General features: G+C 34.8%; 14 protein-coding genes and 1 riboswitch. Of the genes, 7 read left to right on the forward strand and 7 right to left on the reverse strand.

The genetic code is table 11. The features are described from left to right. The first annotated feature begins 33 nt into the window (after positions 1–33). The 3 genes from malC (at position 34) to malR (ending at position 3,483) form a co-directional block, all read left to right on the forward strand. On the forward strand, positions 34–1,335 hold the full coding sequence (gene malC / locus BAU28_RS13080) for a maltosaccharide ABC transporter permease MalC (RefSeq protein ID WP_071718774.1): 1,302 nt from the start codon (positions 34–36) through the stop codon (positions 1,333–1,335). Then, on the forward strand, positions 1,336–2,178 hold the full coding sequence (malD, locus tag BAU28_RS13085) for a maltosaccharide ABC transporter permease MalD (protein WP_025150412.1): 843 nt from the start codon (positions 1,336–1,338) through the stop codon (positions 2,176–2,178). A gap of 282 nt (positions 2,179–2,460) precedes the next feature. Further along, positions 2,461–3,483 carry a maltose operon transcriptional repressor MalR gene (malR, locus tag BAU28_RS13090; protein WP_002173244.1) on the forward strand — a complete coding sequence of 341 codons (1,023 nt, stop codon included), beginning with the start codon at positions 2,461–2,463 and terminating at the stop codon, positions 3,481–3,483. A 13-nt stretch (positions 3,484–3,496) separates the two neighbouring features. Here the strand turns inward: malR and BAU28_RS13095 are convergent, their stop codons facing one another. Next, the gene (locus tag BAU28_RS13095; RefSeq protein WP_048374059.1) at positions 3,497–4,660 is read right to left on the reverse strand and encodes an aminotransferase A; all 1,164 of its coding nucleotides are present in this window, start codon (positions 4,658–4,660) and stop codon (positions 3,497–3,499) included. Positions 4,661–4,896: 236 nt separating this feature from the next. Further along, the gene (locus tag BAU28_RS13100; protein ID WP_071718831.1) at positions 4,897–5,097 is read right to left on the reverse strand and encodes a hypothetical protein; all 201 of its coding nucleotides are present in this window, start codon (positions 5,095–5,097) and stop codon (positions 4,897–4,899) included. 308 nt (positions 5,098–5,405) lie between these two features. Between BAU28_RS13100 and kinB the strand changes: the two genes are divergently transcribed. Next, positions 5,406–6,680, forward strand: coding sequence for a sporulation sensor histidine kinase KinB (gene kinB, locus BAU28_RS13105; protein ID WP_071718775.1), 1,275 nt, complete (start codon positions 5,406–5,408; stop codon positions 6,678–6,680). A gap of 59 nt (positions 6,681–6,739) precedes the next feature. Here kinB and BAU28_RS13110 read toward each other — a convergent pair whose 3' ends face one another. Continuing rightward, entirely contained in the window at positions 6,740–7,483 is a 744-nt protein-coding gene (locus tag BAU28_RS13110; RefSeq protein ID WP_025150415.1) for a DUF3967 domain-containing protein, read from the reverse strand. Between the two features lie 236 nt (positions 7,484–7,719). Between BAU28_RS13110 and nucA the strand changes: the two genes are divergently transcribed. Together nucA and comJ are read left to right on the forward strand one after the other, a co-directional pair. Continuing rightward, positions 7,720–8,157, forward strand: coding sequence for a DNA-entry nuclease (nucA, locus tag BAU28_RS13115; RefSeq protein WP_025150416.1), 438 nt, complete (start codon positions 7,720–7,722; stop codon positions 8,155–8,157). Between the two features lie 39 nt (positions 8,158–8,196). Continuing rightward, positions 8,197–8,586, forward strand: a complete 390-nt coding sequence (gene comJ, locus BAU28_RS13120) for a competence protein ComJ (RefSeq protein ID WP_071718776.1) — start codon at positions 8,197–8,199, stop codon at positions 8,584–8,586. Positions 8,587–8,627: 41 nt separating this feature from the next. Here the strand turns inward: comJ and metE are convergent, their stop codons facing one another. The 3 genes from metE to BAU28_RS13135 form a co-directional block, all read right to left on the reverse strand. Then, positions 8,628–10,916, reverse strand: coding sequence for a 5-methyltetrahydropteroyltriglutamate--homocysteine S-methyltransferase (gene metE / locus BAU28_RS13125; protein ID WP_071718777.1), 2,289 nt, complete (start codon positions 10,914–10,916; stop codon positions 8,628–8,630). 129 nt (positions 10,917–11,045) lie between these two features. Then, positions 11,046–11,233, reverse strand: a riboswitch (cobalamin riboswitch). Between the two features lie 221 nt (positions 11,234–11,454). Beyond that, positions 11,455–12,012 (reverse strand): PadR family transcriptional regulator, encoded by a 558-nt coding sequence (locus BAU28_RS13130; RefSeq protein WP_071718778.1) that lies wholly within the window; start codon positions 12,010–12,012, stop codon positions 11,455–11,457. A gap of 91 nt (positions 12,013–12,103) precedes the next feature. Beyond that, entirely contained in the window at positions 12,104–13,645 is a 1,542-nt protein-coding gene (locus BAU28_RS13135; RefSeq protein ID WP_071718779.1) for an MDR family MFS transporter, read from the reverse strand. A gap of 460 nt (positions 13,646–14,105) precedes the next feature. On the opposite strand from BAU28_RS13135, the gene BAU28_RS13140 reads away from it, so the two are divergent. After that, entirely contained in the window at positions 14,106–14,606 is a 501-nt protein-coding gene (locus tag BAU28_RS13140; protein WP_071718780.1) for a hypothetical protein, read from the forward strand. Positions 14,607–14,637: 31 nt separating this feature from the next. Here the strand turns inward: BAU28_RS13140 and BAU28_RS13145 are convergent, their stop codons facing one another. Continuing rightward, on the reverse strand, positions 14,638–14,871 hold the full coding sequence (locus BAU28_RS13145) for a phage holin (RefSeq protein WP_025147721.1): 234 nt from the start codon (positions 14,869–14,871) through the stop codon (positions 14,638–14,640). Between the last annotated feature and the right edge of the window lie 46 nt (positions 14,872–14,917).

Here is a 14,917-nt window from a genome sequence, read left to right on the forward strand (position 1 = left end):
CTTCCAAGTAGGAAGAAAAAAGGGGGAAGGAACATGCAAACATCTATAGAACCAACGAAAGATGTGAACGGTTCAAAGCATAGGAAATTAGCGACCATGTTATCAATCATTCCAGGCATTGGTCAACTATATAATAAACAATACGTAAAAGGTCTTATTTTTCTAGTACTAACAGGTTCATTTATTGTAGCATTTGCTGATTTATTAAATATAGGATTATGGGGAATTGTAACACTAGGTACAGAAGTTCCACGCGACCATTCTGTCTTTCTATTAGTAGAAGGGATTTTGGCACTAATCGTTGTCGTATTTGGCCTAGGGATATATGCATTTAATTTATATGATGCATACCAAAATGGGAAAAAACGTGATATAGGAACACCATTAAACTCAGTAAAAGAGCAATATCGCAATTTATTAGATCAAGGTTTTCCATATTTAATGGTTTCACCAGGGTTTCTATTACTTATCTTTGTTGTTGTATTTCCAATCATTTTCGTAATTTTAATTGGATTTACGAACTACGATTTGTATCATTCGCCACCAGCTAAATTAGTTGATTGGGTGGGCTTTAAAAACTTTATTGATATTTTCACATTACCAATGTGGAGAGATACATTTTTAAGTGTGTTCTCTTGGACTGTCATTTGGACGTTCGTTGCAACGACATTACAAGTAGCACTTGGAATTTTTTTAGCGATTATCGTAAATCAGCCTGGTATTAAAGGGAAGGCGATTATTCGTACAATCTTTATTTTGCCGTGGGCTGTTCCAGCATTCGTGTCTATTCTTGTATTTGCTGGTATGTTTAATGAGACATTTGGAGCGATTAACAATCAAGTATTAGATTTATTCGGAATTGAAAAGGTTGCTTGGATGACTGATCCATTTTGGTCGAAAATCGCTTTAATTATGATTCAAACGTGGCTTGGATTCCCGTTTATCTTTGCAATGACGACAGGTATATTGCAATCGATTCCAGGAGAATTATATGAAGCAGCTACAGTAGATGGTGCAACAGCTTGGCAACAGTTCCGCAAAATTACATTGCCACTTGTTTTATATGCAACAGCGCCAATATTAATTACGCAATATACGTTTAACTTTAATAACTTTAGTATTATTTATCTATTTAATAGCGGGGGACCTGCTGTGTCTGGACAAAATGCAGGTGGAACGGATATTTTAATTTCATGGATCTATAAGTTAACGATGACTTCGGCGCAGTACGGAAAAGCAGCAGCTCTTACAATGATTTTATCGTTAATCGTTATTACAGTTGCGTTATGGCAATTTAAGAGAACAAAATCATTCCAAGAAGAGGATATGATGTAAATGAATATTAAACGACAAAAGATGTTACGTCTTTCATTAAGTTATTTCGTTATCTTCATAATGTGTGTCATTATTTTCTATCCATTGCTATGGATTATTGGCTCATCGTTTAATCCAGGAGATAGTTTGTCTGGTTCTAGCATTATTCCGAAAAATGCAACGTTAGATCATTATCGTCAGCTACTTGATCTTGATTCAAGTAATTACTTACTTTGGTATAAAAATACTTTAAAAATTAGTGTAATGACGATGATCTTTTCGGTGTTAGCAATTAGCTTTACTGCTTATGCGTTTTCGAGATATCGTTTTGTTGGAAGAAAGAATGGTTTATTAACATTTTTAATTCTCCAAATGATCCCGAACTTTGCAGCGTTAATCGCGCTATATATATTAGCTCAGTTAACAGGATTAATTGATACACATCTTGCATTAATTTTAATTTATGTGGGCGGGGCAATTCCGATGAATACATGGCTTATGAAAGGGTACTTTGATACAATTCCGAAAGAGTTGGACGAATCAGCTCGAATGGATGGAGCAGGGCATTTCCGTATTTTCTGGCAAATTATTATGCCACTTGCAAAACCAATCGTAGCGGTTGTAGCGTTATTCACTTTCATCGGTCCATTTACAGATTTTATTTTAGCAAGTGTTATTTTGCGCACACCGGAAAATTATACTTTAGCAGTTGGGTTATATGAAATGGTAGCGAAAAAATTTGGTAATGAATTTACAACATTTGCAGCGGGTTCTGTATTAATTGCAATTCCAATTTCCATTTTATTCCTATCATTACAAAAATACTTTATTTCTGGTTTAACAGCTGGAGGTACGAAAGGATGAAAATGGGACATTACGTCCCATTTCTCTTTTCATCTCCCTATAAAAATTTGTAGGGAGATGAAAAGAGATTTGACATCACATGCGAAAAGATGTGAAATAAATAGTATATTATAGTATAGGAAAATAAAGCTATATCCCTTACAATACATGGAGAGGGAGAAGATAATAATTTTTGCAAGATAGAACGAAGTGATGAAAGTTTGCGATTTCTCCTATTACTTGCAACGATTGCAAGATAACAATATATGGAATATGGCAGAAAAGTGAGAGGAGGGGATTTTTATGACAGTTACAATTAAAGATGTGGCGAAGAAAGCAAATGTTGCACCATCGACGGTTTCACGTGTAATTGCTGATAATCCAAGTATAAGTGAAAAAACAAAGCGCCGTGTTCGAAAAGTAATGAGTGAACTAGGCTATCACCCAAATTTAAATGCAAGAAACCTTGCGAACCAAACAACGAAAACGCTTGGACTCGTTATGCCGAGTTCTGCAAGTAAAGCTTTTCAAAATCCGTTTTTCCCAGAAGTTATAAGAGGAATTAGCTCATTCGCACACATGGAAGGGTATGCGCTCTATATGTCGACAGGTGAAACGGAAGACGAAATTTTTAATGGTGTTGTAAAGATGGTACAAGGGCGTCAAATTGGTGGAATTATTCTTTTATATTCAAGAGAAAATGACCGGATCATTCAGTATTTACATAATCAAAATTTCCCGTTTGTTTTAATCGGAAAACCATATGATCGAAAAGATGAAATTACATATGTAGATAATGACAATTATACGGCTGCAAGAGAAGTAGCGGAATATTTGATTTCATTAGGGCATAAACAAATCGCGTTCATTGGCGGTGGCTCAGATTTACTTGTAACGAGAGATCGTTTGGCAGGTATGAGTGATGCTTTGAAACTAGCAGACATTTTATTACCGAAAGAGTACATTTTACATTTTGATTTCTCAAGAGAAGGTGGACAACAGGCTGTAGAGGAGTTAATGGGACTTGAACAACCACCGACAGCAATTATGGCGACTGATGATTTAATTGGACTTGGCGTACTAAGCGCACTTTCTAAAAAAGGGTTCGTTGTACCAAAGGATGTTTCTATTGTAAGCTTTAACAATGCCTTATTATCAGAAATAGCTAGTCCACCACTTTCGACAGTTGATGTGAATATTTATCAATTAGGGTATGAAGCAGCAAAAGCTTTAGTTGATAAGGTGGAGCATTCGGAGTCTACTGCAAAATGTATCATTATTCCGCATAAGTTATTGAAACGTCAAACTTGTGATCATTATGCATAAAAAAGCTAAGAGTTTAACTCTTAGCTTTTTGCTTTAGAAAGGCTTCTAAACGGTCACAGCCTTCTTTTAAAGTTTCGATACTATAAGCGTAGGAAAGGCGAAGGTAGCCTTCACCGTATTCAGAAAATGCCGTTCCAGGAACGACGGCCAGCCCAGCTTCTTTTACAAGATCAAGTGCAAAATCAAATGATGAAGATGTTAAGTTTCCGACATATGGGAATAAGTAAAACGCACCCGTTGGCTTCTCGACTGTTAAGCCCATTTGAATGAGTCTATTATATACATAATCAAGGCGCTTTTTATATTGGTGGCGCATCATCTTCGGTGCATCTTTAGCAGCTGTTAAAGCCTCGATTGCAGCATATTGGGCAATGGAAGTAGCGCATGTAACATTGTATTGGTGAACTTTTAAAATATGTTTTGCTAAATAGCTTGGGGCAAATAAAAGTCCGATACGCCAGCCAGTCATAGAGTGTGATTTTGATAAGCCGTTAATGACAATAGTCTTCTCTCGCATTTCTGGGAAATGAGCAATAGACATGTGCTTTTCTTCATATACAAGTTCACTATAAATTTCATCAGAAAGAACGAATATATTTTTATCTTTTAAGACAGATACAATATCTTTTAATTCTTCTTTTGATAGGGTAACACCAGTTGGATTAGAAGGATACGGTAAAACAACGCATCTTGTTCGTTCAGTAATTGCATTTTGCAATGCTTCAGCTGTTAAACGAAAACCAGTTTCACGAACATCTATAAAAATAGGCGTTGCACCGCATAGTCGAATAATAGGCTCGTAACCTGGATAAATAGGAGCAGGTAAAATCACTTCCGTTCCTGGTTCCAAAATTGTACGGAATGCAACATCAATCGCTTCGCTAGCACCGATTGTAACAATGGTTTCGTTTTCAGGTGAATAGTGTAAATCGTAATTATCTTTTACAAAGTTACAAGCCGCCTCGCGTAATTTTAGTAAACCAGCGTTATGTGTATAGCTTGTATAATTTTCTGTAATGGCCCGTTTAGCAGCTTCTTTTACTAGAGAAGGTGTAGGGAAATCGGGTTGCCCAATTGTTAAAGAGATAAGATTATCATAGTTTTGAATCATGTTAGAGAACTGGCGGATTCCAGAAATTTGGATGTCCTTCACTCTAGGGTTAATGAATTGTTCCATTGTATCTCCCTTTCTTCCGTTTGAAAATTAAGTTCATTTTATCATATTTTTCATTATTACGCTTTGTATATAAACTTTATCCTGCTATTGGTGAGCGGTAAGGATCTCCTATATTAAAATTCAATGGAAGTAAGAGATAAGAACAGATTAGGTGTGAGGTAATTAAGATTTCCCTTCAATCTAGGTATAAATGTTGCTGTACGTATTGCACAAAAAAAGCCGCTGAAAGCGACTTTTTAATAACCGTATTCCCAATCTATTTCATCTTCGTTCCAAAGTACTGAAGATACTTTGCCAAGATGGACAACAGATTTATTTACAGCACATGTACAGTTTTCTTCCCCCGTTTTATGTTGCAATTCTTCGTATACTGATTTTTCAACGTTTTCTAGCACAACCAAATTTTCTTCTTTTAAAACAAGCGTAGTACCCGCCATATTTATCTTCCTCCTACTAAAGTAATGATCACTTATTTGTAAACATAGATAGTATGGATTATATGCTGTATTTTGCGATAGTTGTCCGTCCAGTGAAGTGTTTTTTATTTTCTTTGTAATCCGTATTCATTGTATACTGCACGAAGGAAATTTGGTACAGGGTTTACAATCATTTCGGAAATCTGTAACATTTATTATTAGTTGTTAACAAATAATTAACAAATATGTTAAGAAAAATCAAAATTTTAAAACAAATAGACTTATAAATGATATAATCATATCAAAATACATATAGGGGATGAGAGGCTATGGAGCTTATCCGTGATTTAATGATCCAAATTGCCATCATTATTTTGCCACTATTTTTATATGAAGCGATTCGTTTAAATCGTTATCAAGAAATGCTTCCGAAGCCTAATCGCTACTTTATTATGTTTTTATCTAGCGTTACACTCGTTCTCTCCATGACATATTCTATTTGCTTTGGTACCGTTTGCGGATACAATTTTCATCCAATCCCGATTGTTAGTGGTTTTTTATATGGTGGGATTGTTGGGCTCATCCCTGCCATTATTTTTGTTACATATGAATGGTTTTTAAAGGGAATCAGTTGGTTTCCTATCGTAGAAGTAATATTTCTTTCGATAATTCCATTGTTCTTGTCAAAGAAATGGTCTCTTTTTTCAAGAGATAAGAAGCTAATATTAGCTTTTATGATTTCATCAGTTTATGTTCTTGTTTCATTAGTATTTAGCATGTTTAATGTCCTTTTGGAAACAGGTTTTACACCATATATATCTCATCTATATAGTAGGTATATATTTGCTTCACTTATTATGGTTATGACAATGGTATTTCAAGTATATTTGACTGAGTATTTAAATGAGAATGCATTATTGCGTACAGAGATGCAAAAATCAGAAAAACTTAATATTGTAAGTGAGTTAGCTGCAAGTGTAGCGCATGAAGTTCGAAATCCCCTCACTGTTGTACGGGGATTTATCCAATTACTAGAGAGTACGGAAGACGTGAAAAATAAAGAGTATATGCGTCTCGTATTAGCTGAACTAGATCGTGCCGAACAAATTATTTCAGATTATTTGAATTTAGCAAGGCCCCAAATTGAAAAGAAAGAACATATTTGTTTATCAGCGCAATTGATTGAAATGACAACTCTTATGTCATCATTTGCAGCGATGCAAGGTGTATATTTGCAAGTTGAGATTTCTGAGAGTCTTTACACAATCGGTGATAAGACGAAGTTGAAGCAAGCTATTATGAATGTTGTTAAAAACGGTATTGAAGCAATTCAAGGAAACAAAGGGTATTTAAAAGTAACAGCTGTTCAAAAAGATGAAATGATCGTAATAAGAGTTAAAGATAGTGGTGTTGGAATGACAAAAGAACAGTTAGCAAGGCTTGGACAACCTTATTATTCTTTGAAAGAAAAAGGAACAGGATTAGGCCTTATGGTAACATTTAGTATTCTACAAGCACATAATGGTACACTGGAATATAAAAGTGAAAGTGGAAAAGGAACTGAAGCGATTATTATATTGCCAGCTGTAAGAAATAAGGAATAAAAGTTACCGGTAGAAGGTAACTTTTTATTTTATGTTACATTAGAAAAATATATATGATTTTACTCATTTGTTTTTTCTTGTTTTGTTCGAACAAATAAACTTCTAAATGATTGAAAGAAGCTTTGCTCTTTTGAGGCGGCGACTAATCTTTTTGTTTCTTGAATTTCGCGAATAACTTGCATAAGCTGTGCATCACGGCTACTGTCTTTATTGTAAATTTGGTTGACAAGTTTATTCATTTTCTCTTCTTGTTTGGATTCTCGCTTATACATATGATTCATTAATAAGTCCATCTTTTCTTTTTGGAGTGCATCTGTTTGAGCAGCATGATCAACTAGCTCTTGTAGCATTTTTTCTTGTGAACCTTCTTTGACATAAACTTGTTGCATCAGTTCATCTAACTTCTCATCTTTTAAACGATTTTGTGTAATAAGGGTAGAATTTTGATGAATAATTGCCTCATTTAATTGAGCGAGCATTTCAAGCTTTAACATGAATTCTTCAAAGTTACGCCCGTCATCTTTTGTTTGTACTTCTTGTTTGTTTTGTGCAATTGGTATTGGGGGATTATCTTTTTCCTTTAAAATAATTGGAATTGTTTCTGAAATATCTTCTTGTAATGTCGCTGCTCTTTCGTGTATGGATTTTAATAGTTTTAAATCATCCATTCTATAAATACGCGCATCAGCAGCTTTTGAAATGATATAACCATGTTCCTCTAAAAGTTGACTATATTTTCGAACTGTATGTTTTGGGATGCCTGTTTTATTCGTGACATCTTTCGTTTTATAAATTGCGTCCATGAAATTTCCTCCCCAAAAAGTATCGTATATACCAATTCAATCTTTTATGATAACTTCCTTTGAAAAAGAATGTCGGAAGGTTATTAGTTTTCTACAGGATTAGTGAAAAGGTGAGGGAAAATGAATGTTTTTGGCGGAATGGAGAGGAAGAGCTAAAATAATGTCTGAAAACATATATAGAAGAAGTTTGTTATAATAACTGAGGAAAAGAAATTGGTAGGAACATGGAGGTACACATGAAGCAATTAAAAGGTATTATCATTTCAATTATTGCAATTCTTTCTCTGCTGGTAGCGGTCTATGAAGTACTTATTCCAGAGGAGACAAGTAATAAAAAAACAACAACTACGTATGATCAAGTTTTAGAGTTCCCGAAAGAACGTTATCCAGAGACGGGAAAACATATAACGGATGCTATAAAAGAAGGGCATTCAGAAATTTGTACAATTGATCGTAATGGTGCAGCGGATAGAAGGAAATTATCGTTAGCACCATATCCGTCGAAGAAAGGTTATGATCGCGATGAATGGCCAATGGCGATGTGTAAGGAAGGCGGAAAAGGAGCTCATATTGAATATATAAGTCCAGCAGATAATCGTGGTGCAGGTTCTTGGGTAGGGAATAAGCTAGATAAATATCCAGATGGTACGCGTGTGAAATTTGAAGTGAAGTAGTAACCGGCGTACATTTCATAGTGGAGGAGAAGGATAGTTATGGAATTAACAATTTCATATTCGCAATTAATGGTGATGAACTCTGATCATCAGCAGCCTTATGTAGATTGGACTCCTGAAGATTTTGAAAGAGGTTATGCTGAGGTGGATGGAGCGATTATTTTTGAAGCAATCTCTGACTATACTTGTGAAGTGGAAGTGACTTGTGGAAAGCATATTGAGAAGGAAGAAGTGGTTCGAACGATATCAGTTCCTTTCACTGTGAAGAATGAAGGAGTTTTTATAACGAGTATTCTTTCTAATAAATTGCATATTCCTATTCCGAATGGGGAATATATGATAGTCTTGCAGGCGACTCCTCTTGAAAAGCCAACAGACGATGAATTGTATAAAGTACGATACGACTTCTGTTTTGAGAGTGTAGAATAAAAAAACGTGTTATCCTTTTTGAAGGATAACACGTTTTTTTATTATGCATTTGTCTTTAGGAGAGAACGAGCGTCTTTCGCTGCCTGAACCATATACTCTAAGGCAGGTATAACTTCTTCGGTTCTTCTAGTTTTTAAACCACAGTCTGGATTAATCCAGAAATATTTAGGATCACATACTTGTAAAGATTGTTCTACGATTGTAAACATTTCGTCTTTACTTGGGACACGTGGGCTATGAATGTCATATACACCTAGACCAATTCCTTTTTCATATGTTGTATGTTTTAATGTATCAATAAATTCCCCATGACTTCTTGATGTTTCGATGGAAATAACATCTGCATCTAATGCGCGAATTGCATCTACAATATCTTCGAAGTTACTGTAACACATATGAGTGTGAATTTGTGTTTCATTTTCTACAGAAGATGTTGCTAAAAGGAATGATTGAACTGCCCATGTAATATATGCATTCCAATCTTTTTCTTTTAACGGCATTCCTTCACGAAGTGCTGGCTCATCGACTTGGATTACCCTAATTCCGGAAGATTCAAGTAATTCAATTTCATGACGAAGTGCTAATGCAATTTGATATGAAACTTCTTTTCTTGAAATGTCATTTCGAACGAATGACCAATTTAAAATAGTGACAGGTCCAGTTAGCATACCCTTTACTACTTTCTCTGTTAAGCTTTGTGCATATACAGTTTCTTTAATAGTCATTCCATTTATAAAGGCAACATCGCCATAAATAACAGGTGGTTTCACACAGCGAGAGCCGTATGATTGTACCCATCCATTTTTAGTAAAGGAGAAGCCAGCAAGTCTTTCACCAAAGTATTCCACCATGTCAGTTCTTTCGAATTCACCGTGTACTAGGACATCAAGACCAATATCTTCTTGGTAACGAATCCACTTCTCAGTTTCCTTTTCAATGAATTGATTATATTGTTCATTTGTAATATCGCCGTTACGCCACTGTTTACGTGTTTGACGAACTTCAGTCGTTTGTGGGAAGCTACCGATAGTTGTTGTTGGTAACAGTGGTAACTGTAAAGCCACTTGCTGTAATTCATATCTTTTTTCAAATGGAAGAGGACGTGAGAAATCATCTTCTTTAAGTGCTGTACGCGCTGCTTTTACATCTTCACGATTACGTGCAGCTGATGAACGGATTGCATGATGTACATTACGATATGTTGCCAGCTCGTCACTGATGCTTTCAACACCTTTAGTAAGAGCAGATTGGATAAGGACTAGTTCTTCTAACTTTTGATTGGCAAATGCAAGTGCATCAAATAGTTCGGTTGATAAATGCTTTTCTTCTGTTTTATCAATTGGAGTATGCAATAAGCTACAAGAAGGTTGAACAATTAAACCTTCGACTGTGACTTGATTTTGTAATGTTGTAAATAAAGAAAGTATATCATCAAGATCAGCTCTCCAAATGTTACGTCCATCTATACAACCGATAGCTAAAATTTTATCAGCTGGGAATCCATATTTTGAAATAGCATTTACATTACCTTCTTTGCCATGAACAAAGTCTAATCCAATACCAGAAACAGGGAATGTAATAATTTCTTCATAGTTTTCTTCTACACTATCAAAATATGTTTGTAGAATAAGGTTAGCATTTGGTACTTCTTTATGAATAGCTTCGTAAAGTTCTTTTGCTTGATTAATTTCATCTTTTGTTAAAGATGCAAAGATTGGTTCGTCAACTTGAATAATTTGTGCTCCAGCTTCGTGTAATTCAGAGAATAATTGTACGTAAGGTGCAACTAGCTGTTTTAAAATAGTGGCAAATTGATCTTCGGTATAACCTTTTGCTAGTTTTAGGAATGTATAAGGTCCTAAAATAACTGGTTTTCCATCGACGCCTAATTCTTTTTTTGCTTCTTCATATAAACGAAGGGGACGATTGTCTTTTAAAGAGATTTGTAACCCTTCTTCATATTCAGGAACAATATAATGATAGTTTGTGTTAAACCACTTTGTCATTTCAGAAGCAACATGATCTTTAGATCCACGTGCCATTGCAAAATATACATCAAGATAAGATGTAAACTCTGAAAAACGTGATGGGATGAATCCTAACATGTAGGCTGTATCCAGAACGTGGTCATAATATGTAAAATCGCCTATTGGAATTAATTCAATTCCTTTTTCTTGCTGTACCTTTACGTGTTGAAGGCGGATGTCTTTCATTGTCGTTAAAAATGTCTCTTCATCAATTTTATTGGACCAAAAAGCTTCCAATGTTTTTTTCCACTCTCGTTGTAGTCCGATACGTGGATAACCTAAGTTACTTGTTTGAATTGCCATTTCAAATTCCTCCCTAATTGAAAGTAAGCATTTCCGTTTACTAGGAAATACCTATAACAAAAAGCATAAAGGCATAGAAAATAAGCCTTCCTTTTTGTTCTTAACACCTCATCATCATCCGTGAGTCTATCAGTGTTGTTAAAATAGGCAGGTCTCCTGACTTATGCTTCATATAATTTCTTTCACCTTCCCGTTTTCACAGTGGCACAAAAAAGAAATCTCAGCATTTACAGTGGCGGGACCGTGTTGGAGTTTCACCAAACTTCCCTTTTAAACACGAAATAAAATTTTCGTGTACCTATTTTCCTTTTGAAAGGAATTTAACAAGCGATATGATATTGAAACAAATTCTAACATAATTTTTGGAATTTTGTCTACTGTTTTAAAATAAGAAAATTCTAAAGTTTTTACTTCTCTGTATTTGTAATTTTGAAAAATATTTAGGCTGGTTTTTATACTAGAATGAGGTCGTTTTGAACTGTAACAAAATGGTGGGATTAAGTTTTTCTAAAAGAGGTGATACCTCTTTTAGAAAAACTTAATCAGTCTCTACTCCTATTTCTGAAAGGCGACTTGCAGTTGCATCTTTTAGGAGTGTGTTTAGCCAGCGCAATTCAACATTAATATGCTCAATGACGCTCTGTAAAATATATAGTTGGGCACGAGGTACTGTTTGTTTGTTATGATCGTATATTGTTTGCATTGTATGTAAGTATTGAACCGTATCATCTCTCTTTTTTTCTAAAATAGGAACTAGTGCTTGTTCGTCACTAAAGTGAGCGAAAGAGAGCGCTGAATAAATTGGTTTATATATTTGGTTTTTTGCTTCAAATTGTTTTAATAATAAAGTATGGAAAAGGTTTTTTCCTTCCTCGGTTATATGGAAGATTGTTTTATCTGGTCTATTCGTATCTCGAACAATATTTGTAACACGAATTGCACCTTGCTTTTCTAATTGCTCGAAGGCATAGTATAGTGATCCCTTGGCATATTTAATATAACAATCCATTTGTCTTTCTTTCATTATGTGCTGTACTTCATATGGATGCTTATCCCCTTCGAGTAGCAAGCCGAGAATGACTAATTTCATACTCATGCTGTCTCAACTCCTGTATATAGAAATTTTATACATATTATAAACGGTATATCCTCTTTCATAAAGGGATATACCGTTTCATTTTTCCATATTAGCTTACTTGTTTTTGTTTTTGTTTCGTTTTTGGTCCTGTTAAAAGACGTTCTTTTCCCATAAGTAAAATACAGATTATACTTAGTATAGCTGGGATAAGTGCCCAAAAAAATGTATTAGCAATAGATGTTGCAAGCGCATCCTTAATTCCGCTTAGTATTTCAGGTGGTAGCTTTTCAGTAGCGTTTGGTGATAATAAGAAGCTGGTGTCTCCACCTTTTGGTGCCATTTTGGCTAATTCAGGAGGAAAGACTGCTTTTAATTTATCAGTGAAGATATGATTTTGAATCGTACCGAAAATAGTGACACCAAGGGTCATTCCTAGTGAACGGAAGAATGAATTTGTTGATGTAGCAGAGCCGCGATCTCTCATTTCTAGTTTGTGAATAGATGCCATACTTAAAACTGAGAAGGAGAATCCAACTCCAAGTCCAGCGAGAATCATAAACATTGTTACGAGTGTACGAGGTGTTTCCATTGTTAAAGTGCTTAGTAAATAAATACCAAGAACGAAGAAAGCTCCAGATACCATCATAATGTTACGATAGCTTGTTCGTGAAGCTAACTGTCCACCAGTTTGACTCCCGATTACAGACCCTACCATCATTGGTGTTAAAATTAATCCAGCATTTGAGGCCGAACCACCGAGAACACCTTGAACGAAGATTGGAATATAAACTGTGCAGATGATAAAAGCTGCACCATAGAAAAAGGCAACTCCTTGGCTGGCTGCAAATAAAGGCTTTTTAAATAAATGGAAAGAAATAATAGGCTCAGTCGCGTTTCTTTCTACGAAGAAGAAAATAATAAGCATAATAACAACTGCTGTAAATAAACCAATAATTACATTAGAATTCCATGCATATTCTTTACCGCCAAGTTCTAGAGCAAACATTAAACAAACGATACTAATGACCAGTGTAATGGCGCCAGCCCAGTCAATTTTTTGTTTTCGATATTCTAGAGACTCGTTGTAGTATTTAGTAATGAAGAAGAAGGAGATAAGTCCTAATGGAATATTAATATAGAAGACCCAGTGCCAGCTTATATAATCTGTAATATATGCACCTAATAAAGGTCCGAAAACACTAGATGTCCCGAAAACAGCACCAAATAGTCCTGTCATTTTCCCTCGTTTTTCAGGTGGGAATATATCATACATAATTGTAAATGCGATAGGCATAAGAGCGCCGCCACCAATTCCTTGAATGGCTCTATAAATACTTAGTTGTTCAATACTTGATGCTGTCCCGCAAAGGGCAGAACCGAATAAGAAAAGAATTAGTCCACCAATATAAAAACGTTTTCGTCCGTACATATCAGACAGCTTACCGAAAATAGGCATTCCGGCCATTGTTGCTACCATGTATGCAGATGTAACCCAAACGAATTTGTCGAACCCTCCTAGGTCTCCGACGATAGTTGCCATCGCGGTTGCGACTATTGTATTATCCATTGCTGCCATTAGAATACCAAGCAATAAACCAGCAACAACAAATTTTGTTTTGCTTGAGTCTTTTTTTGATAGTTGTGTTTCCAAATATAGCCCTCCTTTAATAAAAATTAAACTAACTTAAGTTTTTGGGTGCAGTGCATAAAAAACTTCATGTACAGTTTGTCTCGTTCCGGCTTTATTTATAAAAAATTGCACTGACATGATATAAAGATTAGAAATCATAAATTATATTATAGTCAAATTTGACTAAAAGGCAAACTTTTTCTTTCACCAAATTATTCTCTTATCCCGTTATTTACGGGTAGTAAGACTTGACGTTATTACATAGTCAATGAGGGAAAATGTAAAAAAATATTTAATAAAGAATAGCCCCTGTCACCTATTAAAAATGGTTTTTTCTTTATATTGTCGAATAGGATAAAAGGAAGAGAAATAATTAATGCTGTTTGTAACAAGTTCCAATATTTTTTTGTGTGATTTATTGTGTAGATAGGCAGAATAAAGTTGTATAGATGATACATCTGGAATGAGGTGAATTTACATTATGAAAATATGGAAACGAATTTCGGATCAAGGAAGGTATTCTATACCGTTGCAGCCTGTTTTGTGGATTGATGGTTCAAAAAAAGAAACGGAAATTCCTAATGTAGCCGTCACATTGCAAATCCGTAGTATGTATAAAGAAAAATTTTCATATGAACTAGCCTTTGATGTCAATGATATACTTATTATTCGTCTTGAAGTTGAAAATAAAGGAGTTGAAATGATTTCACGAGTTGTCGTAAGTCATATGATTCGCGACTATTTTGCGTATATCCCCAATTCTTTAAAGACAGATAAGGGGATAAGTGAATTTTTATTTCAGCTTGTAAGATGGCGAATCGATAATTTATCACCAAATGAAAAAGTGGAATTAATTTGTAAAATAAAAGCAAATAAAGAGAAAGCTCCTCCAAATTCAGTATTTCAAGCTACATACACATGTCAATATAAAGGATTATCATATGGCCCACTGCAAACAAATGAAGTGGTTGTAAGGCAATGATAAAAAGGAACCTGAGTGAAAGGTTCCTTTTTTAATGAAGATTGTGTTTCTTGAGTAATTTCTTTTGTTCTATCCCTTTTTTTCCTACATAGTTATTTTTGTATCCAACATATAGAATGAATAGAAATGAACTAACATTTACTATAGCGTCAATTTGATCATTTGTAATGAAGTTTATTCCGAAAGATTTAAATAGTAGTTTTAATGATAATAAAAAACCAGCTAGTAAGCGCATAATATCTGATAGATTTTCTTTTTGAGGCATATATGTCACTCCTTTCTAAAAACGATATATAGTATATATATGAAAT

It is taken from the genome of Bacillus paramycoides (genome assembly GCF_001884235.1).
GTDB lineage: Bacteria > Bacillota > Bacilli > Bacillales > Bacillaceae_G > Bacillus_A > Bacillus_A paramycoides.

Coding starts and splice junctions, on each gene's coding strand:
- malR (WP_002173244.1), top strand. CDS start 2,461: ATGACAGTTACAATTAAAGATGTGGCGAAGAAAGCAAATGTTGCACCA.
- BAU28_RS13095 (WP_048374059.1), bottom strand. CDS start 4,660: ATGGAACAATTCATTAACCCTAGAGTGAAGGACATCCAAATTTCTGGA.
- kinB (WP_071718775.1), top strand. CDS start 5,406: ATGGAGCTTATCCGTGATTTAATGATCCAAATTGCCATCATTATTTTG.
- BAU28_RS13130 (WP_071718778.1), bottom strand. CDS start 12,012: ATGAGTATGAAATTAGTCATTCTCGGCTTGCTACTCGAAGGGGATAAG.
- BAU28_RS13145 (WP_025147721.1), bottom strand. CDS start 14,871: ATGCCTCAAAAAGAAAATCTATCAGATATTATGCGCTTACTAGCTGGT.
- BAU28_RS13140 (WP_071718780.1), top strand. CDS start 14,106: ATGAAAATATGGAAACGAATTTCGGATCAAGGAAGGTATTCTATACCG.
- BAU28_RS13100 (WP_071718831.1), bottom strand. CDS start 5,097: ATGGCGGGTACTACGCTTGTTTTAAAAGAAGAAAATTTGGTTGTGCTA.
- comJ (WP_071718776.1), top strand. CDS start 8,197: ATGGAATTAACAATTTCATATTCGCAATTAATGGTGATGAACTCTGAT.
- malC (WP_071718774.1), top strand. CDS start 34: ATGCAAACATCTATAGAACCAACGAAAGATGTGAACGGTTCAAAGCAT.
- malD (WP_025150412.1), top strand. CDS start 1,336: ATGAATATTAAACGACAAAAGATGTTACGTCTTTCATTAAGTTATTTC.
- metE (WP_071718777.1), bottom strand. CDS start 10,916: ATGGCAATTCAAACAAGTAACTTAGGTTATCCACGTATCGGACTACAA.
- nucA (WP_025150416.1), top strand. CDS start 7,720: ATGAAGCAATTAAAAGGTATTATCATTTCAATTATTGCAATTCTTTCT.
- BAU28_RS13110 (WP_025150415.1), bottom strand. CDS start 7,483: ATGGACGCAATTTATAAAACGAAAGATGTCACGAATAAAACAGGCATC.